This is a genomic window from Sphingopyxis sp. YF1, from assembly GCF_022701295.1.
In the GTDB taxonomy this organism is placed as follows: Bacteria; Pseudomonadota; Alphaproteobacteria; order Sphingomonadales; family Sphingomonadaceae; genus Sphingopyxis.
In genome coordinates this window covers 1528426-1547737 of the sequence record NZ_CP033204.1, presented here as the reverse complement: position 1 = coordinate 1547737, position 19312 = coordinate 1528426, and the positions used below count along the sequence as shown (strand labels likewise).

The window sequence follows — 19312 nt, the reverse complement described above, 5'->3', positions numbered from 1 at the left end:
GAAGCCGGAACTCCGCCGGAAGGGGATGGCGAAGACGCCATCGCGAATAGCCTCCAGTCGAAGCACGGTCGGCGCCGCGACCGCCCGCGTCGCGGAAGGCGCGGGACAATCTGCGTCGATCTCTTCCTTGCGACGCAGATCGCCTTTCGCCGAGTTCCCCGACGACCGGGCCTGGAAAATTCGGCTTTGCAGGCGCTTGCGGATAGGTAGGTGGCGGAGACGGAGGGATTCGAACCCTCGGTACCGGATTTACCAGTACGACGGTTTAGCAAACCGTTGGTTTCAGCCACTCACCCACGTCTCCGCATGGTCTGTCGCGCTAACGACAGGCTGGCCTAGGCGGGTCGCTATAGCCATGCGCCTCGCGCCCCGCAACGCCTAACATTGCCCTTTTTTGACGCCGCACCATCAATTTGTCGTGCGTTCCGATTCGGTCTGGCGCAAAATCGACTCAAGTCATCGCCGGTTCATTGCCCGCCGCCCAAACCGAGTCATGGTAAATGCGCGCCGCGATGCGGCTTTGCGTCCACGGCCCGGATTTTTGGGGGATTATATGCGTCTTTCGTTCACCAGATTCGCCGCCATGGCGGTCGCCTCGATCGGCCTCGGCCTGTCATCGCTGCCCGCCGCGGCACAGATGACCCAGATCGACCCGAACAGCGCGATCGATGCCGATCTCGACACCCCGCCCCCGCCGCCGCCCGCCGAGACCTACAGCGATTCGTCGCTCGACAGCGATCTCGCCACCGGCGACCAGCAGATCACTAGTGACAGCGGCGTTGCCGCAACGACGGGCGATCCGGCGGTCGCCGCGACCACGGCGCCCCCCGGGTCGACCTACAAGAAGGATGACCTGATCGGCGCCGCCGAAGGCGTGTTCGGCAAGGGCGCGCAGGGCCTCGCGAGTATGATCGAGGACATCCTCAAGAAGCAGGGCGAGCCCAACGCCTATATCGTCGGCCGCGAGGCTAGCGGCGCGCTCGTGCTCGGCGTGCGCTACGGGTCGGGCACGCTCTATCACAAGATCGAGGGTGAAATGCCCGCCTACTGGACCGGGCCTTCGGTCGGGTTCGACGCTGGCGCCAACGCCGGCAACACCTTCGTGCTCGTCTACAACCTGTTCGACAGCAACGATCTCTACAAGCGTTACCCCGCCGGCGAAGGCGCCGCTTACCTGATCGGTGGCTTCAACGCCTCGTATCTCCGCCGCGGCGATGTCGTGCTGATCCCCATCCGCGTCGGCGTCGGCGCGCGTCTCGGCGCGAACGTCGGCTATATGAAGTTCCGCAAGAAGCAGAGCTGGGTGCCCTTCTGAGCACAATCCCCTTGGCAGGGGGACGACAAGGCCCGCGGTTCGGCGCGGGCTTTTTCTTTGCGCGACTGCAACGAGCCACCCCGCGACAAGTGCCGGGGAGCAGAAGCAGGCCGCTAGCGGCGGCGGGAAGCAGCTGCTGAAGATGTGATCCCTAGCGGAAGCCAGGGCTCGGAATGCCAACACGAACCCGGCGTGTTCCTGCAATGGGCCCCGGCTTCCGCCGGGGAGCACGAAGGGCTGGATTCGGTCATTTTCCGTCATCCCGGCGAAGGCCGGGACCCTACCCTACAAGCCGTGATGCACCGGCGAGATCCCGGCCTTCGCCGGGATGACAACCGGAAATGGGACACGGTCCGCTTCGCACCCCAATGCTGACATACGAAGCCCTGTCATCCCGCTCGCATCCCGGGCGGAGCAGAGGACTTCTATTGCTCGACATCAAAGGCGATCAGCGTCTCGCCCGGCTTCCAGCCGCTGCGATCCGCAGCGGTCGGGACGTCGACCGTCCTTGGCGGCATAAGTTCCGCCATCGGGCCGCCGGGCGGAAGCGCCGCACTTCGAGACGACGATCCAGACAGAAAAACGCCGCGCGGCTTTGAAAAGCCGGCGGCGTCGCCCGATCAGGGTGCCAGGCAGAATAAAGGAAGGGCGATCACGACGGACCGCCCTCCCCTCTAGCCATCGATCAATGCTTCTTGTCGGCCCAGATGTTGCGGTACGACAGGAAGGTCAGCACGGTGAAGATCGTGATGAAGCCGAGCACGGCCCAACCGGTCCACACGCGCTTCACCAGATTGGGTTCGGCGGTCCACACGAGGAAGGCAGTGACGTCGCGCGCCATATGCTCGACATCGTTCTTGCTGCCGTCGGCGAAGGTCACCTGACCATCGTTCAGCGGCTTGGCCATCGCGAGGTTCAGGTTCGCGAAATAGGCGTTGTAGTGCAGGCCGGTGCCCGGCTGAAGTTCCTTGGGCAGGTTCTTCGGCGGGTTGGTGTAACCGGTCAGCAGCGAATAGACGTAGTTCTTGCCGCCTTCACGCGCCTTGGTGATCAGCGAAAGGTCGGGCGGCAGCGCATTGTTGTTTGCGGCGCGCGCGGCGACTTCGTTCGGATAGGGCGACGGGAAGTGGTCCGACGACAGGCCGGTCCGCGTCGCCGGCTCACCCGTGTCGGGATTGATCGACGGGATGTTGTCGTAGCTCTTGGCAAAGCTCTTCACCTGGCCCTCGGTATAGCCGAGATCCGCAATGTTGCGGAAAGCGACGAGGTTCAGGCTGTGGCAGGCCGAGCAGACTTCCTTGTACACCTGCATCCCGCGCTGGAGCTGCGCCTTGTCCCAGTGCGGGAAAAGGCCGTCGCTCTTGAGCGCGAGGTGGCGCGGGTGCTTGTGGAAGGAATTGGCGACATTGGGTTCATTGCTGAGCGGTGTCGTGAAGATCGCGAACACCAGCGCGGCAATGAAGCCGAGGCCGACGAGAAAACCGAGCGGGCGAACCATGGCTGTATCAGCTCCTGTTAAAGTCCGGCGCTCAGGCCGTTGCCGGGGCCGACTCTGCGTCGGCATGCTTGGCGAGAACCGCTTCCGTGATCGAGTTCGGCATCGGCAGCGGACGTTCGATCCGCGAGATGATCGGCAGGATGATCAGGAAGTGCGCGAAATAGTAGATCGAACCGATCTGGCTGAGGATCACATAGGGCTGCTCAGCCGGGCTCTTGCCGCAATAGCCCAGGATCAGGACGTCGACGACGAGGATCCAGAAGAAGATGCGGTTGAGCGGACGGTAGGTCGACGACTTCACCGGCGAGCTGTCGAGCCACGGCAGGAAGAAGAGCAGCGCGATCGCGGCGAACATCGCGATGACGCCCCACAGCTTCGCATCAATCCACAGGAAGTTGAAGGTGAAGGCGCGCAGGATCGCGTAGAAGGGCCAGAAATACCATTCGGGAACGATGTGCGCCGGCGTCGAAAGCGGGTTGGCCGCGATATAGTTGTCGGCGTGGCCCAGAAGGTTCGGCGTGAAGAAGGTCAGCGCGGCGAACACGAACAGGAAGACGCCGAGCCCGAAGCCGTCCTTCGCGGTGTAATAGGGGTGGAACGGGACGGTGTCCTGCTCGTCCTTCACCTCGATGCCCGTGGGGTTCGACGAACCCGGGATGTGCAGCGCCCAGATGTGCAGGATGATGACACCCGCGATCACGAAGGGCAGCAGATAGTGCAGCGAGAAGAAACGGTTGAGCGCGGCGTTGTCGGGCGCGAAGCCACCGAGCAGCCACTGGCGGATCGGCTCGCCGACCATCGGTATGGCCGAGAAGAAGCCGGTGATCACCTGCGCGCCCCAGAAGCTCATCTGACCCCAGGGAAGGACGTAGCCCATGAAAGCGGTCGCCATCATGAGGAGGAAGATCACGACGCCGAGCAGCCATACCATCTCGCGCGGCGCCTTGTACGAACCGTAATAAAGGCCGCGGAAGATGTGGAGATAGACGACAATGAAGAACATGCTCGCGCCGTTCATGTGCGCGTAGCGGATGAACCAGCCCGCATTCACGTCGCGCATGATGTGCTCGACCGAATTGAAGGCGACGCCGGCGTTCGCGGCATAATGCATCGCCAGCACGATGCCGGTGATGATCTGGATCGCGAGCGCGGCTCCGGCAAGAACGCCGAAGTTCCAGAAATAGTTGAGGTTGCGCGGCACCGGATAGCCGCCGCCGATCGCGTTATAGACGAGGCGCGGCATCGGCAGCTTCTCGTCCAGCCACTGCATCAGCGGATGCTGGGGCTGATATTGCTTGGCCCAGGGAAAGCTCATCTTATCTCGCTCCTCAGCCGATCGTCACGACGGTGTCGCTGGTGAATTCATAGGGCGGCACAACCAGGTTGGTTGGCGCGGGGCCCTTACGGATGCGGGCCGCGGTGTCGTAGTGCGACCCGTGGCACGGGCAGAAATAACCGCCGAAATCGCCGCGGTTCTCGCCTTCGGCAGCGCCGAGCGGCACGCAACCCAGATGGGTGCAGACGCCCAGCGTGATCAGCCAGTTTTCCTTGCCGGGCTTGGTGCGCTCGGCGAGCGTCTGCGGATCGCGCAGGTCGGCCGGCTTGACCGCATTCGCCGCGGTGATTTCGTCGGCGGTCAGGTTGCGGACGAACACCGGCTGCTTGCGCCAGCTGGTCTTGATCGCCTGACCGGTGCCGATCGCCGAAATGTCGATCTCGGTCGACGACAGCGCGAGCACGTCAGCCGACGGATTCATCTGGTTGACCAGCGGAAGGACCACCGCCACCGCACCGACACCGGCGAAACTGACCGCCGCGATGTTGATGAAGTCGCGGCGCCGGACTCCTTCCTCGATTCCGGCGGTTTGTTCGGTATCACTGGCCATTCGACTGCCCTTGCATGGGTGAACTGACAAAATTTCCGGAAGGGGAAGGCCGCCCTGTTTGCACGCATGCGAAATGGCGCAGCCCGGCGGCCCCTCCGGGAATTGCGGGCCTGATAGCCGCACAGTCCGGGCTTGCCAACAGGCAATTTCCGCTTCTTTGACCGGACCGCCATCGTGCGCCGAAACGCTCGATTTGCGGCGGCCCGCGCCCTAGGGAAAGCCATGGACATCGCGCTCTATCAACCCGACATCGCCGGCAACGTCGGCACCATCCTGCGCACCGCGGCCTGCCTTGGCGTGCCCGCGCATATCATCGAACCGTGCGGCTTTCCCTTTTCGGACGGCGCGCTCCGCCGCGCAGGCATGGATTATGCCGAACGCGCCAATGTCCGGCGCCATCCCGACTGGGGCGCCTTCCAGACATGGCAGCAGGATCAGCAGCGACGGCTCGTCCTGATGACGACTGCAGGAGCGACTCCCCTCCCCGACTTCGATTTCGTGCAAGGCGACATACTACTGCTCGGCAGCGAATCCTCCGGCGTCCCGCCCCACGTCCACGAAACCGCGGCGGCGCGCGTCGCGATTCCGATGCGAAGCGGCTTTCGCTCCTTGAATGTCGCGGTCGCGGCTGGCATCGCCCTCGGCGAAGCGCTCCGGCAGACGAAAGGCTTTCCCGCATGACCCCGCTCGACCCGCAACAGCAGGCCGCCCGCACCTGGTTCGAATCGCTCCGCGACCGGATCTGCGCCGAATTCGAGGCGATCGAGGCCGAAGCCGGCAGCGACGCGCGCTTTCAGTATACGCCGTGGGACCGCGAGGCCGACGGGCTCGCCCCCGGCGCGGGCGGCGGCGGCGTGCGCGGTGTGATGACCGGACAGGTGTTCGAAAAGGTCGGGGTCAACGTCTCGACCGTCGGCGGCGCCTTTGCGCCCGACTTCGCCGCCTCGATCCATGGCGCGAGCGAGGACCCGAGCTTTTTCGCCACCGGCATCAGCCTCGTCGCGCACATGGCGAATCCCCACGTTCCGGCCGTGCATATGAACACACGCTTCCTCGTCACCACCAAGCGCTGGTTCGGTGGCGGCGCCGATCTCAATCCGCCGATTCCCTACAGCCAAGACACCGACGCCTTTCACGCACGGCTGCGCGCCGCCTGCACCCCCTTCGGCCCCGAAGTGTATGAACGCTACGCCAAATGGGCCGACGACTATTTCTATATCCCTCACCGCGGTGTCCATCGCGGCGTCGGCGGCATCTTCTACGACCATCTCGAATGCGGCGACGACGCCGAATATGACCGCAATTTCGAATTCACCCGCGCGGTCGGCGAAGCTTTTCTCGACATCTTTCCGCAGATTGTGCGGCGCCGGATGGGCCTGCCCTTCACCGACGCCGAGCGCGAACAGCAACTGGTCTGGCGCGGCCGCTACGCCGAATTCAACCTAGTCTACGATCGCGGCACATTGTTCGGGCTCAAGACCGGCGGCAACATCGACGCGATCCTGATGAGCCTGCCGCCGCTGGCGAAGTGGAGCTGATAGAAAAAGGGCGCCCCGTCCCCGGCGCGCCCTTTCCTTTTCGATCGGGTACCGGTCAGGCGAAGATATCGCCCTGACTGACCTGCCCGCCGAGCGCGCGATAGATGCCCGCCGGGATGCCAACCTGCAGATAGGCCATCGGAATGCTGAGTAGCAGCGCGCCGACGATGATGCCGACAAAGGACCCCGTGCTCGGCATGCCGCCGCCCGCGAACATCGATACGCCGACAATCGCGCCGATGATCAAGAAGATCACGAACAGCGCGATGGCGAGCAAGATGAAATAGGCGAAAATCTTCCATTGCGACGCCGCGGTCATCCGCCACGATTCGCCCAGCCCGGTCAGCACGTTGAAGGTCCGCCGGTCGGCCATCACCGGCCCCATGCACGAAAAGCGCGCGGCGAGCCAGATGACGAACAGCATGAACAGCGGCAAAAGCAACAGCACCAGCAAACCGCTGCGCGCTGCCGCAGCCTCGCTCGGCTGACCGCCCATCAGCATCGGGGCAAAGGCGCTGCCGAATATGAGAAAGGCCAAGAGACCCAGCACGATCACCAGCGCGATCACCAGCAGCAGCACGGGTAACGAGGCGATCAGCCCGTAGCCGATCGCGCTGCCAAGCGGCTCGGCACCGTTGGTCAGGCCAACACGCCACGACGCGAAATAGCTGCCGGTCTGGAGTACATAATTGACGAGGCTGATCAGGATGGCGAGCGCGCCGAGCGCGGCAAAGCCGCCGCCTGCCGCAAAGGCCATCGGATCGCTCATCGCGGCGCCGCCACCGAGCGCGAATTGCAGGATAAGCGGCGCAACGATCCCGACACCGATCAATATGATCGCGTGATTGGCGCCCTGGCCGGCAAAGAAACTGGTCGCATAGGACCAGGCCTGACTGATGCTAATCCGATTCATCGTCTGTTCCCCCTTGCTGATTGTGGCTGCGACCTCCGACCCTTTTGTCTGGCTTGTTGGGTTATTTGAAAATGTCGTCCGGCCCGCGGACCGCAAGCTGGCGATAGGTTGCCGCGGTGATCGCCGCCGTCACGATGCCGCCGATCGCGGCGACCCCGCCCTCGACCAGCCCGCCGAGCAGGCGGCCGAAACCCTCGCCGGTGCCCGCTACCGCCGCGATGACGCCGCCGAGAATCGCAGCGACGACGACGATCACAATCATGACGAGCAGCAGAAAAAAGGCGATGCGCCACCCGTTGCCCCGGGTCAGCGCCAGCCCCTCGCGGATCGCCGTAACGGGATTGTAGAGCGTCCGGTCGGCTACGATCGGCGAAACCACCGCCAACCGGCCCCAGAAATAGAGGCACAGGCCGGCGAGGAGGCACAGCCCGACGAACAGCAGCAGCCCACCAACCACGCTCCCCGCCGACGCCGCGCCCGGCAAGATGAGCAGCAGTGCGGCAAGGCCGAGCGCGAGACCGAGCAACAGCTGGATCGCGATCATCGTCGGAATCATCCGGATCGCGAAGACCAACGCCTCGCCCACGGTGATTCCCGTCCGCGACAGCCACAGGCGCAGGATGCCGACACCCCCGATCGCCGCGATCACCGCAACAAGTATCTGGTAGGGGATCGCCTGGCGCGCGCTTTCCTGAAAGCTCGCCAATATCTGTTCGAAGGTCGCACCATCCGCGGGCGTGATCGGCTGCGGGCCGAACCAGCTGACGGCAAGTGTCGGAAGGAAAAGGAAAACGGCAGCAATCGTGCCGGTGAGGGCGCTGTGCGACCGCAGCAGGTTCATGCTGTCGTCCCACGCCGCGCCCATGTCGAATTTCGGCATCGATACCCCGTTGCTTGTCTGGCTTCGTGGCGACGCAGACTGGCCCTCTTGGACCGCGATGTCCAGCCTTGTTAGTGATTTAGCCGCCGCCCCTTGCACAAGCTCGCGCGGGGAGGCAGGAGCGGCGGCATGCATGCCCTGCCGCTTCCCGAATGGACCTTATCTCCCGGCCTGACCGACTACATCGGCGCGCTCGCCGATATGGAAGCACGCGCCGCGGCGATTCATGCGGGCGACGGACGCGAGCGTGTCTGGCTGCTCGAACACCCCCCGCTCTACACCGCAGGGACCAGCGCCGACCCGGCCGAACTGCTCGACCCGCGCTTTCCGGTCTATGACGCGGGGCGCGGCGGGCGCTACACCTATCACGGCCCCGGCCAGCGCGTCGGCTATGTCCAGCTCGATCTCGCGCAGCGCGGCCGCGACGTGCGCGCCTATGTCCATGCGCTCGAAGGCTGGGTGATCGACGCGCTCGCGACGCTCGGCGTCGATGCCCGCCGCGCCGAGGGGCGCATCGGCATCTGGACCGACGACGAAACGGGACGCGAGGCCAAGATCGGCGCGATCGGGGTGCGCGTGAAACGCTGGGTGACGATGCACGGCTTTTCGCTCAACGTGACGCCCGATCTGGCGCATTTCGGCGGCATCGTTCCGTGCGGGATTGCCGAATTTCCGGTGACCAGCCTCGCCGCGCTCGGCAAGGCGGCCGGTTTCGCCGCGGTCGATGCCGCGCTCGCCGCCGGCTTTCCAGCCTTTCTCGACAAAATTTCAGGCAGCGACTAGGACAGGATCATGACCCGCATCGCCTTTGCATCGCTCCTGGTTCTCGCGCTGGCCGCCTGTGGCAGCGAACCCGGTGGGAAGACCACGACCAAGCTCGACGCGATCGAGGTACAGCCGGGCACGATCAGCGATTCGATGATCATCCTCGACGATGCCGACGGCGATGGAACGGCGGTCGACAACAGCGTGCCCGACGACGGCAGCGCGAAAGCGGCGGCCAAGACCGGCGAGGAGGATGCGGAAGACGCCTCCGAAGAAGCGGGCGACAGCGAAGCGGTGGCGATCTCCACCCCGGTCGCCAAGTCCGAAACCGCCGCCCCCGCCAAAAAGGCCGGCGAGTGACGGCCTAGCGAAGGCCGAGGCTCTTGTGCGTCTGCAACGACAGGCGCCAGCGCGGGTCGGCCATCACCAGTTCGACGCAAGCCCGCACATTGTCCCCCGCTTTCGGATCGTCGAGCGGCTGGACAAGCCGGTGCGTGAAATCGAGCGTTGCAAGGTGCCCGACGTCGCTCCCCGGCTGCGGCCAGACGAGCTTGAGTTCGTCGCCGCTTGTCTGCACCAGATCGCTCCCCGCCTTGGGGCTGACGCAGATCCAGTCGATGCTGCGCGGAATCGCGAACGTGCCGTTGCTTTCGATCGCGATCGTGAAGCCCCTGGCGTGGAGCGCGTCGATCAGCGCGTCGTCGACCTGCAACATCGGTTCGCCGCCGGTGAGCACGACATAGCGGTCGGCCTCCCCCTCGCCCCACGCCGATGCGATCATCGTAGCAAGCGCGGGGGCGTCGGCATATTTGCCCCCGAGCGTGCCGTCGGTGCCGACGAAATCGGTGTCGCAGAAGCGGCAGACCGCCTTGGGGCGGTCCTGTTCGCGTCCCGTCCACAGGTTGCAGCCGGCGAAGCGGCAGAACACCGCGCGGCGCCCGGCCTGCGCGCCCTCGCCCTGCAGCGTCAGAAATATCTCTTTGACGGCATAGGCCATGTCAGGCGTAGCGCGTCGGGTCGGGAAGCCCCGCCTCGGCGAACCCCTTGCTGCGCAGGCGGCAGCTGTCGCAAAGTCCGCAGTGCAGTCCCTCGGGGGTCGGATCGTAGCACGACCAGCTCTCGCCCGCATCCATGCCGAGCCGCGCCGCTTCGGCGGCGATGTCGGCCTTGGTCATGTGCTGGAGCGGCGCGTGAATCCGGAAATCGACGCCCTTGTCGCCGTCGCGCGTCGCAAGCCGCGCCAGCGCCTCGAACCCTGCGATGAAATCGGGCCGGCAGTCGGGATAGCCCGAATAGTCGAGCGCATTGACCCCGATCACGATGTCCTGCGCACGGCGCGCCTCGGCGAGCCCCAGCGTCAGCGACAGGAAGATCAGGTTGCGCGCGGGCACATAGGTGATCGGGACCTCGTGCTCGTCTACCCCGTCCTTGGGCACGTCGAGGTCGGCGGTCAGCGCCGAACCGCCGAAGCGGCGAAGATCGAGCGGCAGCACGATATGTTCGGCGGCGCCGACGGTGCGCGCGATACGCGCCGCCGATTCCAGCTCGACGCGGTGGCGCTGGTTGTAATCGACGGTCAGCGCGACGATGCGCGCCCCCGCCTCGCGCGCGAGCCCCGCGCACACCATCGAGTCGAGCCCGCCCGAAAGGAGGACGATCAGCGTTTTTCCGGCCAGATCCTGCATCCGCGCCCGATACGCCGCCGCGCGGCGCGACGCAAGGTGCGCCATGCTGCATCGCACCAAAGAATTGGGCCGCCCGGCATCGCCACGCGGCCCAGTTCGGCCTGAAAGCCGTTAGGGAGAAGGACACACATCGGTGCGTCGTGCCGCCATCCTAACCGGCGATGGTTAAAGGCGGGTTACAGTCCATCCCGCGATCACTTGCGCCCGCCGCCTGCGCAGGCGCCGATCCTGCGCGCCTCGATCGCCTGCGAGAAGGGCTTGCCGTCGGCGATGCCCTGCGTGTCGATCTGGACGAGGCGATTGGTCTCGGAGCGGATCGACGTGCGGCCATGGCCCGCGCCGGGACAGGTGTAATGCACCGTCACCGACTTCGCGCCGTCCTCGATCACGTAGCGCGAGCAATTGTTCCGCGGATGATAGATCTGGATCATCCGGCGGGCATCGCCGACGCACAGCGTCTGCACGATGACCGAACTGTCGCGCTCCTTGAGCTGCCACTGCCCCTTTTCGAGCTGGTCGAGCATCGCCAGCGACGGCGCCTGAGCGGGCACCGCGGTCGCGCAGGCGAGCGCACAGGCGCCAAGACCATATTTCAATGCGGGAGAGAAGATCGCCATTCGAACCTATCCACTGGCTACCACGATCGGGCGAGAGATGCGACCCCGTGGGCATGGATGTAGCAATGGGGCGCCGCGATTTCAACCGCTTGGCGCCAGAAACCCTCGCCTCGTCGCTGCAACGCTCAGTGCGACGCGGCGATTTCTTCGAGCGGGATCGGGAAATTCCGCGAGCAGAACGCGCAATCGACGACGATATTTCCTGTCGTATCGGCCATGTCGATGCGCTCGACTTCGGGGAACTGGCGCAGCACCCCCGCAAAATATTCGGGGCTGCAACGGCACCCGCGCGTCACCGTGACACCCGGCTCGATGCGCACCTCATCCTCGTGGAACAGGCGCCACGCGAGCGTCTCGAGCGACGTCGCGGGGTCGGTGAGTTCCTCATCCTTGAGCGTCGCGGCAATCGTGCGCGCATGTTCCCATTCGCCGTGCGCGTGACGCACGTGCAGCCGGTCGCGCCCGACCTCACCCTCCGGGAGATGCTGGAGCAGCAGACCACCGGCAACGCACCCCGCCTCGGCATCGTGGCGTGCAGCGAGGCTGATCAGGCTCGGGATCTGCTCGGACTGCACGAAATAATGTTCGGCGGCATCGCCGATCGACGATCCTTCGAGCGGAACGATGCCCTGGTAACGCTCGCCGCTCGCTTCCTGGTCAAAGGTGATCGCGAGGAACCCCTCGCCGAACAACGCGAACAGCGTCGGATCGGGTCCGACCTCGGCCAGGCGCTCGGCATCGAACTTCAGATAGCCGCGCAGTTCGCCGCCGCGATAGTCGCAAACGAGCAGTTCGACCGGCCCGCCGCCGGTCTGCGCCTGCAGCGTCATCTGACCGCCCTCGGCCTTGAGCGTCGAGCCGAGCAGAACCGTGAGCACCAGCGCCTCGGCCAGCAGCTTTTCAGCGACCGGCGGGTAGCTGTGCGCCGCCATGATCGTGTTGAGCACCGGTCCAAGCCGCACCAGTCGCCCGCGCACATGGCGCGCGGCGATGGTGAAGACCAGCGGCTGGTCGAACCAGGTCTCGACGATATCGCTCACAGCTTTTCGAGCGCCCAGAGCAGCACCGACTTCTGCGCATGGACGCGGTTTTCCGCCTCGTCCCACACGCGCGACCGGGGGCCGTCGATTACCGCGTCGACGACTTCTTCGCCGCGGTGCGCGGGCAGGCAGTGGAGGAAGAGCGCGTCGCCCTTCGCGCCGCCCATCAGCCGTTCATCGACCTGATAGGGCGCCATCGCCGCCAGCTTGTTGTGCGCGTGATCCTGGCCCATCGACACCCAGGTGTCGGTGACGACGACATCGGCGCCCGCCACCGCCTCGCGCGCGTCGCGGACGATGTCGATACGCGCGCCCTTCGCGCGCGCCGCCTCGACGAAGCTCGCGTCGGGTTCATAGCCCTGCGGCACGCCCGCGCGGACGTTGAAGCCGAACAGCCCCGCCGCCTCGATCAGCGACGCCAGCACATTGTTGCCGTCGCCCAGCCACGCAAGCTCGAGACCCGGCAGCGCCTTGCCGCCCTCGACCAGCGTCAGCAGATCGGCGACGATCTGGCACGGGTGCGACAGGTCGGTCAGTCCGTTGATGACGGGAACCGTGGCGTGATGCGCCAGTTCCTCGATCTTGTCGTGATGATCGGTACGGATCATGATCGCATCGGCGTAACGCGACAGCACGCGCGCGGTGTCGGCGATCGTCTCGCCGCGGCCGAGCTGGCTCGTCCCTGCGTCGAGGATCATCGGTACCCCGCCGAGCTGGCGGATCGCGATGTCGAACGAACAGCGCGTGCGCGTCGAATTCTTCTCGAACACCATCGCCAGCACATGGTCGGCGAGCGGCTTGTCCGCGTCAGGACGCGCCTTGGGCCAGCCCGCGCGCGCGCCCTTGCGGGCGATCGCGTCGGACAGCATCGCCGCGATCGCATCCCCGCCCGCGTCGGACAGGTTCAGGAAGTGCCGCATCATGCCCTCCGTTCGACAGGAACGGCGAACATCAGGACGCCGGCGGCGTATAGCTCGCCGCCCCCGCCGACAATTTGGCGATGCATTCGTCGATATGACCCTGCTCGATGTTGAGCGGAGGCAGGATACGCACGACATTGTCGCCCGCCGCGACGGTGAGCAGCCCGTGGTTGTCGCGCAGATGCGCGACAAAGGCGCGGCTGTCGCTCTTGAGCTTGATGCCGAGCATAAGCCCCATGCCGCGCACGCTTTCGAACAGGTTGTCGTGGTTCGGAATCAGCTGTTCGAGCGCGCCGCGCAGCCGTTCGCCGGTCGCCTTGACGCCGTCGAGGAAGCCATCCTCGAGGATCACGTCGAACACCGCCTGCCCGGCCGCCATCGCCAGCGGGTTGCCGCCATAGGTCGAGCCGTGGGTGCCGATCACCATGCCGCGCGCGGCCTTTTCGGTCGCAAGGCACGCTCCCAGCGGGAAGCCGCCGCCGATGCCCTTCGCGGTCGCCATGATATCGGGCGCGATGCCATATTGTTCATAGGCATAGAGCGTGCCGGTGCGTGCGACGCCGCACTGAACCTCGTCGAAAATGAGCATCAGGTCGCGCTTGTCGCAGATATCGCGCAGCGCCTGGAGAAAGGGCTGCGAAGCCGGGCGGATGCCGCCCTCGCCCTGCACCGGCTCGATCAGGAAACCCGCGGTGTTGTCGTCGACAAGATCGAGCGCCGCGTTGACATCGTCGAACGGCGCGTAAGCGAAGCCCGGCAGCAGCGGATCGAAACCCTTGCGCAGCTTTTCCTGGTTGGTCGCGGAGATCGTCCCCAGCGTGCGGCCGTGGAAAGCGTTGTTGAAGTTGATCAGATTATGCTTTTCGGCATTGCCCGCGCTCGAGTGATAGGCACGCGCGGTCTTGATCGCGCACTCGACCGCTTCGGCGCCCGAGTTGGTGAAGAAAACGGTGTCGGCAAAGGTGTTGTCGACCAGCCGCTGCGCAAAGGCCTCGCCCTGCGGGCTGCCGTACAGGTTCGACACGTGCATCAGCGTCGCGGCCTGATCCTGGATCGCCTGGGTCAGGTGCGGATGGCCGTGGCCGAGCAGATTGACCGCGATGCCGCTCGCGAAGTCCAGATAACGCTCGCCTCGCTCGCCGATCAGATAGGCGCCTTCGCCTCGCACCGGACGCACGGCGCACCGGGGGTAGACGGGCATCAGCGGCGTGATCGACATGAGTTTGCACCTTTCAAAACGGGGCGGAACGGAATGGCGCGCAATAGGGCTCGCAATGGGACAAATCAATGGCAGCGATCACCCGCCGCGGCGCGCGGCGCGCCAGGGGACGCGAGGCAACTTTTTCTTGCCGATTCCGTTGCTCAAGGGATCGAGAAAGGAGAGGCATGTCCAAAGCCCGCAGATTTCCCGACGGCCTCGACGAAAGCCACCTTCACGGCGGCCGCCTGTTCGCACGCCACGCCAGCCCGCTGTCGGCCATCCTGCTCGGTTCATTCCTGCTGCTCGCCCTGCTCGACCTGACTGGCGGCGGCCGCACGGCGCCGGTCAAGGGTGATTTCGACGCCGCCTCGCTGGTCGTCGATACGCCGCGAACGCTCCGCAACGGGGAGTTTTTCGAAACGCAGGTCGAGATTGAAGCCCATACCGATCTCGGCGACGCCGTGATCGCGGTGACGCCCGAACTCTGGCGCGACATGACGATCAACACCACCTTGCCATCGCCCGCCGGGGAAACCTATCGCGACGGGCTGCTGCGCTGGTCCTACGGGCCGATGAAGGCCGGCGAACGCCTGCGCGTAAAGATCGACGGACAGATCAATCCGCCGCTGTTCGCCGGGACGGCCGGCAGCATGCTGCTCTATGACGGCGATCGGCGGATCGGGCGTGTGCCGCTTTCGATCAGGGTCTTTCCCTGATGGATATCGTGCTCCGCGCCACCGTGATGTTCGCCGTGCTCTACGCCCTGCTGCGGCTGCTCGGCAAGCGCGAGCTCGGGCAGATGACGCCATTCGAACTCGTCGTGCTGGTCGTGATGGGCGACCTCATCCAGCAGGGGGTGACACACAATGATTTCAGCGTGACGGGTGCAACGCTTGCCATTTGCACCTTCGCTTTCTGGGGCGTTGTACTCAGCTGGCTCAGCTATTTGTTTCCGCGCCTCAAGGACCCGCTCGAAGGCCGGCCCAAGATCGTGATCTGCGACGGCAGGCTGTGCGAGGAAAATTTGCGTCGCGATCGCCTGACCCGCACCGAAATCGAATCCGAAATGCGCCTCGCCGGGATTGCCCACATCAGGCAGGTGGCATGGGCCATCCTCGAACCCCAGGGCAAGATCAGCTTCATCCGGCGCGACGACACCCCGGACAGCCGGCAGAGCGACCGCGATTCGGTCGCGAAATAGGCCGCCCGAACCGCCTGTTCGCCGGACCGCTTACAGGCTGCGCGCCGCCTCCATCGCCAGCGCCACCGAATGCTTGCGCGCGTCATGATCGTACATCGAAGAAGCGACGATCACCTCGTCGACGCCGGTGCGCGCGGCAAAGGCCTTGAGGCCTGCCGCGACGTCATCGACCGTACCGACCGCCGAACATTGCAGGACATGATCGAGGATCGCGCGCGCATTGGGCGGCAGACCGTCCCTGTACCCCGCGAGCGGCGCTTTCATTTTGCCCGGATTGCCGGTGCGCAGCGCAACGAAGGCCTGCTGCTGCGACGAAGCGAGCAGCTCGGCCTCCTCGCGCGTGTCGGCGGCAAAAACGTTGAACGCCGCGGCGGCGTAGGGCTCGGCAAGCTGCGCCGACGGCTTGAACTGACGGCGGTAGATGTCGAGCGCCTCGTCGAGCGCGTCGGGCGCGAAGTGGCTCGCAAAGGCATAGGGCAGCCCGAGCGCAGCGGCGAGCTGCGCGCCGAATAGGCTCGATCCCAGGATCCACAGCGGCACGTTGGTGCCCTCGCCCGGCACCGCCCGGATTCCGAGGCGGTCGTCGCCGGCCAGAAAGGCCTGCAATTCGACGACATCCTGCGGGAACTGGCGCTCGTCGCTCGCAAGATTGCGGCGCAGCGCGCGCGCGACGACGCCGTCCGAGCCCGGTGCGCGGCCGAGCCCGAGGTCGACGCGGCCGGGGAACAAAGCCTCGAGCGTGCCGAACTGCTCGGCGATCACCATCGGCGCATGGTTCGGCAGCATGATCCCGCCCGCGCCGATGCGGATCGTCGAGGTCGCCTGCCCGATATGCGCGAGCACGACCGCGGTCGCGGCGCTGGCGATCCCCGCCATCCCGTGGTGCTCGGCAACCCAATAGCGTTCGTAGCCAAGCACCTCGGCGTGACGCGCGAGATCGGCGGCGTTGGCGAGCGACTGGGCGATCGTTCCCGTGTCGGTGACGGGGACGAGGTCGAGGAAGGATAGTTTCAGCATGAAACCGATATGCGGTCGCGCCGTGCCGGGTTCAAGCGCCTCGCGTCGCGGGCGGGGCGAAGAAAAACTATGCCCGCTCGTCCTTGGGCGAGTCCATCAGCACATAGGTGGTGATCGAATGCACTTGCGGCAGCACGCCGAGCACCTCGGTGTGGAAATGCTTGTACGCCGCAAGGTCGGCCGCCTCGACACGCAGCAGATATTCGATCGCCCCGGTGATATTGTGACACTCGCGCACCTCGGGCGCCTCGGCCATCGCCGCCTCGAACCCCGCCTGCGCCTTCTTGGTGTGCGTCGACAGGCCGACGGTGACATAGGCGAGGAAGCCGTTGCCAACCTTTGCGGGATCGATACGCGCGCGATAGCCGGTGATCACGCCGCTGCGCTCGAGTTCCTGCACGCGGCGCAGGCACGCCGACGGCGATAACCCGACGCGCTCGGCGAGCTCGATATTGGGGATTCGCCCGTTCGCGGACAGCTCGCGCAATATCTTGCGGTCTATGGTATCGATTTTGATCATCGATTGTGCATTTTACCGCAGATCGGGCTTTCTTTGCAATCCGTATCACAAAATCCGAACTATGTTGCGCGCATGAATCAGACCGCCCTGCTCGCACTCTCCGCCTTCGCGCTCGTCTCGTCGATCACGCCGGGACCGAACAACATGATGCTGATGGCATCGGGGGCCAATTTCGGCCTTCGCCGCACCGTCCCGCATGCGCTCGGGGTCGGGATCGGCTTCACGCTGATGATCATCCTCGTCGGGGTCGGGCTGATGGGACTGTTCGACCTGTTCCCCGTACTCAATCTGGTCCTCAAGGTGGTGAGCGTCACCTATCTGCTGTGGCTTGCGTGGAAGATCGCCAACGCCGCCGCGCCCGACACCGCGGGCAACGCGGGCGGCAAGCCGATGACCTTCGTGCAGGCAGTGCTGTTCCAGTGGGTCAACCCCAAGGCCTGGTCGATGGCGCTGACCGCGATCGCGCTCTACGCCCCCGATCGCAATCTCTTCGCGGTGCTGCTCGTCGCACTCGTCTTCGGCGTCATCAACCTGCCCTCGACCAGCCTGTGGGCGGTGATGGGCGTGTCGTTGCGCGGCTGGCTGTCGAGCCCGGCACGGCTCAAGGCGTTCAACTGGACGATGGCGGCCCTGCTCGTCGGATCGCTTGCGCTTCTGCTCTGACCGCTTAAGGCACGGCGCAACGAACGACTGTGAGGGGTATCATCATGCAAAGCCGCCGCCTCGGCCAGAGCGCCATCCATGTGTCCGACATCTGCATGGGGACGATGACCTTCGGCAGCCAGGCCGACGAAGCCACCGCCTTCCGCGTGCTCGACCGCTGTTTCGAGGCCGGAATCAATTTCTACGACACCGCCGAGGGTTATCCGGTGCCGCCCGACACGAAATGGGTCGGCCGCACCGAAGAGATCGTCGGGCGCTGGCTCAAGACCAAGCCGCGCGACGCGATCATTCTCGCGACCAAGGTGTCGGGGCCGAGCCACGTCTGGTTCAAATCGCCGTGCCGCGGCGGCATGACCGCGCTCGACCGGCACAATATCATGAAGGCGATCGACGACAGCCTGACGCGGCTCCAGACCGACTATGTCGACCTCTACCAGACCCACTGGCCCGATCATGACGCGCCCTACGACGAGATGATGGATGCGCTCGACGAACTCGTCCGCGTCGGCAAGGTGCGGATCCTCGGCTGCTCGAACGAGACGAGCTGGGGGCTGATGAAATCGCTCGCCGCCTCCGAACGGCTCGGCGCCGCGCGCTACCATACGATCCAGAATAATTTCAGCCTCAACAACCGCCGCTTCGAGGATGAACTGGCACAGGTCTGCCGGCAGGAAGGCGTCAGCCTGATTCCCTATTCGCCGCTCGCCGGCGGGGTGCTGTCGGGCAAATATCAGGGCGGCGCGACCCCCGAGGGTGCGCGCTTCTCGCGCTATCTGCAAATGCCCGGACGGCAGGCCGCCATGGGGCGCCGCTTCGTCAACGACAAGAGCCTCGCCGCGACCGAGGCCTATCTGAAGATTGCAGCCGACGCGGGCCTGCACCCCGTCACCATGGCGACCGCCTGGTCGAAACAGCACGACTTCGTCGCCTCGACGATCGTCGGGGTGAGCGCCGACGACCAGCTCGACCCGATCCTCGCGGCGATGGAGCTGGTGCTGAGCGACGATGTGATGGCGGCGCTACACCAGGTGAGCAAGGACATCCTCTACCCGATGGGGTGATCGACCCGCCGCAGCGTCGGCCACTCCAGCACCAGCGCCTCGCCGGCGCGCAGCGCGCGCCATTCGGCCGCGAGCCGGTCGAACGCTTCGAACACCCGCGTCTCCGCGGCATCGATCGCAGCCCGCTCCTCGCCGCTCAGCGCCTGCCGCACCCGCGCAGCCTCGGCCAGCACGGCGCGCTGTTCGGCACTGTCAGGCCGCCGGCCGCTGCGCCAGCCGATGTCGAACAGGAAGGCGGCGAGCTCGGACAATTCGCCCTCGCGCCCCTGCGTCTCGACCAGCTTCCGGCCCCTGGCGAGCTGCTTGCGCACTGTCCGCCGTTGTTCGCGGGCATCGACCTTGCCCTCCGTCGCCGCGACATGGAACGATCCCGCGGTGCCGCCCGCGGCGATCTGGCCGAACACGCCGCCTTTCAGCCCCAGCACCGCTTCGACGACAAAATGCACCATGTCGTGCGGCACGTCGGCGTCGAACCCCGGCGCGGGGTCCATCACCAGCACCGGCAGTCCCGCGCGCTCGATGCGCATCGCATAGCGGCGTTCGCCCGACCGGATGAAATGGACTTTCATCCCGCCAGCCTATAGCCTCGGCG

Annotated in this window: 23 protein-coding genes and 1 tRNA gene; 9 read left to right on the top strand and 15 right to left on the bottom strand. The window is 65.5% G+C overall.

The window, feature by feature from the left end; all coding sequences use genetic code 11:
* Positions 1–211: 211 nt before the first annotated feature.
* A tRNA-Ser gene (locus EAO27_RS07555) sits at positions 212–304 on the bottom strand.
* 249 nt (positions 305–553) lie between these two features.
* Between EAO27_RS07555 and EAO27_RS07550 the strand changes: the two genes are divergently transcribed.
* Positions 554–1315 (top strand): DUF1134 domain-containing protein, encoded by a 762-nt coding sequence (locus EAO27_RS07550; RefSeq protein ID WP_242779057.1) that lies wholly within the window; start codon positions 554–556, stop codon positions 1313–1315.
* A gap of 685 nt (positions 1316–2000) precedes the next feature.
* On the opposite strand, the gene EAO27_RS07545 is transcribed toward EAO27_RS07550, so the two are convergent.
* Genes EAO27_RS07545 through petA form a run of 3 tightly spaced genes read right to left on the bottom strand, consistent with a single transcriptional unit; the run spans position 2001 to position 4699 of the window.
* Positions 2001–2813: a cytochrome c1 gene (locus EAO27_RS07545; protein ID WP_242779054.1), complete on the bottom strand. Its 813-nt coding sequence runs from the start codon at positions 2811–2813 to the stop codon at positions 2001–2003.
* Positions 2814–2844: 31 nt separating this feature from the next.
* The gene (locus EAO27_RS07540; RefSeq protein ID WP_242779051.1) at positions 2845–4128 is read right to left on the bottom strand and encodes a cytochrome b/b6; all 1284 of its coding nucleotides are present in this window, start codon (positions 4126–4128) and stop codon (positions 2845–2847) included.
* Between the two features lie 13 nt (positions 4129–4141).
* Positions 4142–4699 (bottom strand): ubiquinol-cytochrome c reductase iron-sulfur subunit, encoded by a 558-nt coding sequence (petA, locus tag EAO27_RS07535; RefSeq protein WP_242779048.1) that lies wholly within the window; start codon positions 4697–4699, stop codon positions 4142–4144.
* Between the two features lie 222 nt (positions 4700–4921).
* On the opposite strand from petA, the gene EAO27_RS07530 reads away from it, so the two are divergent.
* On the top strand, positions 4922–5380 hold the full coding sequence (locus tag EAO27_RS07530; protein WP_242779045.1) for a tRNA (cytidine(34)-2'-O)-methyltransferase: 459 nt from the start codon (positions 4922–4924) through the stop codon (positions 5378–5380).
* The gene (gene hemF, locus EAO27_RS07525; protein ID WP_242779042.1) at positions 5377–6237 is read left to right on the top strand and encodes an oxygen-dependent coproporphyrinogen oxidase; all 861 of its coding nucleotides are present in this window, start codon (positions 5377–5379) and stop codon (positions 6235–6237) included. Before EAO27_RS07530 ends, hemF begins: the two co-directional genes overlap by 4 nt.
* A gap of 55 nt (positions 6238–6292) precedes the next feature.
* Here hemF and EAO27_RS07520 read toward each other — a convergent pair whose 3' ends face one another.
* Together EAO27_RS07520 and EAO27_RS07515 are read right to left on the bottom strand one after the other, a co-directional pair.
* Positions 6293–7150 carry a hypothetical protein gene (locus tag EAO27_RS07520; protein ID WP_242779040.1) on the bottom strand — a complete coding sequence of 286 codons (858 nt, stop codon included), beginning with the start codon at positions 7148–7150 and terminating at the stop codon, positions 6293–6295.
* A gap of 61 nt (positions 7151–7211) precedes the next feature.
* On the bottom strand, positions 7212–8030 hold the full coding sequence (locus EAO27_RS07515; RefSeq protein WP_242779037.1) for a hypothetical protein: 819 nt from the start codon (positions 8028–8030) through the stop codon (positions 7212–7214).
* A 129-nt stretch (positions 8031–8159) separates the two neighbouring features.
* On the opposite strand from EAO27_RS07515, the gene lipB reads away from it, so the two are divergent.
* Both lipB and EAO27_RS07505 read left to right on the top strand, forming a co-directional pair.
* Positions 8160–8813, top strand: a complete 654-nt coding sequence (gene lipB / locus EAO27_RS07510) for a lipoyl(octanoyl) transferase LipB (protein ID WP_242779034.1) — start codon at positions 8160–8162, stop codon at positions 8811–8813.
* Between the two features lie 9 nt (positions 8814–8822).
* Complete coding sequence (locus tag EAO27_RS07505) at positions 8823–9155, top strand: hypothetical protein (protein WP_242779031.1); 333 nt, start codon at positions 8823–8825, stop codon at positions 9153–9155.
* 4 nt (positions 9156–9159) lie between these two features.
* On the opposite strand, the gene queE is transcribed toward EAO27_RS07505, so the two are convergent.
* From queE to EAO27_RS07475, 6 genes are all read right to left on the bottom strand, one after another.
* A complete protein-coding gene (queE, locus tag EAO27_RS07500) occupies positions 9160–9792 on the bottom strand; it encodes a 7-carboxy-7-deazaguanine synthase (protein ID WP_242779028.1) in 633 nt (210 codons plus the stop codon).
* Between the two features lies 1 nt (position 9793).
* The gene (gene queC / locus EAO27_RS07495) at positions 9794–10480 is read right to left on the bottom strand and encodes a 7-cyano-7-deazaguanine synthase QueC (protein WP_242780489.1); all 687 of its coding nucleotides are present in this window, start codon (positions 10478–10480) and stop codon (positions 9794–9796) included.
* Positions 10481–10674: 194 nt separating this feature from the next.
* Complete coding sequence (locus tag EAO27_RS07490) at positions 10675–11097, bottom strand: hypothetical protein (RefSeq protein WP_242779025.1); 423 nt, start codon at positions 11095–11097, stop codon at positions 10675–10677.
* A gap of 125 nt (positions 11098–11222) precedes the next feature.
* Entirely contained in the window at positions 11223–12137 is a 915-nt protein-coding gene (locus EAO27_RS07485; RefSeq protein WP_242779022.1) for an Hsp33 family molecular chaperone HslO, read from the bottom strand.
* Positions 12134–13060, bottom strand: a complete 927-nt coding sequence (argF, locus tag EAO27_RS07480; protein WP_242779019.1) for an ornithine carbamoyltransferase — start codon at positions 13058–13060, stop codon at positions 12134–12136. The genes EAO27_RS07485 and argF overlap by 4 nt, the downstream gene beginning before the upstream one ends.
* Before the next feature lie 28 nt (positions 13061–13088).
* Positions 13089–14276, bottom strand: coding sequence for an aspartate aminotransferase family protein (locus EAO27_RS07475; protein ID WP_242779016.1), 1188 nt, complete (start codon positions 14274–14276; stop codon positions 13089–13091).
* 167 nt (positions 14277–14443) lie between these two features.
* Here EAO27_RS07475 and EAO27_RS07470 point away from each other — a divergent pair, with 167 nt between their 5' ends.
* Both EAO27_RS07470 and EAO27_RS07465 read left to right on the top strand, forming a co-directional pair.
* The gene (locus EAO27_RS07470) at positions 14444–14974 is read left to right on the top strand and encodes a hypothetical protein (RefSeq protein WP_242779013.1); all 531 of its coding nucleotides are present in this window, start codon (positions 14444–14446) and stop codon (positions 14972–14974) included.
* A complete protein-coding gene (locus tag EAO27_RS07465) occupies positions 14974–15459 on the top strand; it encodes a DUF421 domain-containing protein (protein WP_242779010.1) in 486 nt (161 codons plus the stop codon). The genes EAO27_RS07470 and EAO27_RS07465 overlap by 1 nt, the downstream gene beginning before the upstream one ends.
* Before the next feature lie 30 nt (positions 15460–15489).
* Here EAO27_RS07465 and EAO27_RS07460 read toward each other — a convergent pair whose 3' ends face one another.
* On the bottom strand, positions 15490–16476 hold the full coding sequence (locus tag EAO27_RS07460; RefSeq protein ID WP_242779007.1) for an LLM class flavin-dependent oxidoreductase: 987 nt from the start codon (positions 16474–16476) through the stop codon (positions 15490–15492).
* A 67-nt stretch (positions 16477–16543) separates the two neighbouring features.
* A complete protein-coding gene (locus EAO27_RS07455; RefSeq protein ID WP_242779004.1) occupies positions 16544–16996 on the bottom strand; it encodes an Lrp/AsnC family transcriptional regulator in 453 nt (150 codons plus the stop codon).
* Between the two features lie 72 nt (positions 16997–17068).
* Between EAO27_RS07455 and EAO27_RS07450 the strand changes: the two genes are divergently transcribed.
* On the top strand, positions 17069–17659 hold the full coding sequence (locus tag EAO27_RS07450) for a LysE family translocator (protein WP_242779001.1): 591 nt from the start codon (positions 17069–17071) through the stop codon (positions 17657–17659).
* A gap of 44 nt (positions 17660–17703) precedes the next feature.
* Complete coding sequence (locus tag EAO27_RS07445; RefSeq protein WP_242778998.1) at positions 17704–18720, top strand: aldo/keto reductase; 1017 nt, start codon at positions 17704–17706, stop codon at positions 18718–18720.
* On the opposite strand, the gene EAO27_RS07440 is transcribed toward EAO27_RS07445, so the two are convergent.
* Positions 18705–19289, bottom strand: a complete 585-nt coding sequence (locus tag EAO27_RS07440) for a hypothetical protein (RefSeq protein WP_242778995.1) — start codon at positions 19287–19289, stop codon at positions 18705–18707. The two genes, EAO27_RS07445 and EAO27_RS07440, sit on opposite strands and share 16 nt — an antisense overlap.
* Positions 19290–19312: the final 23 nt, after the last annotated feature.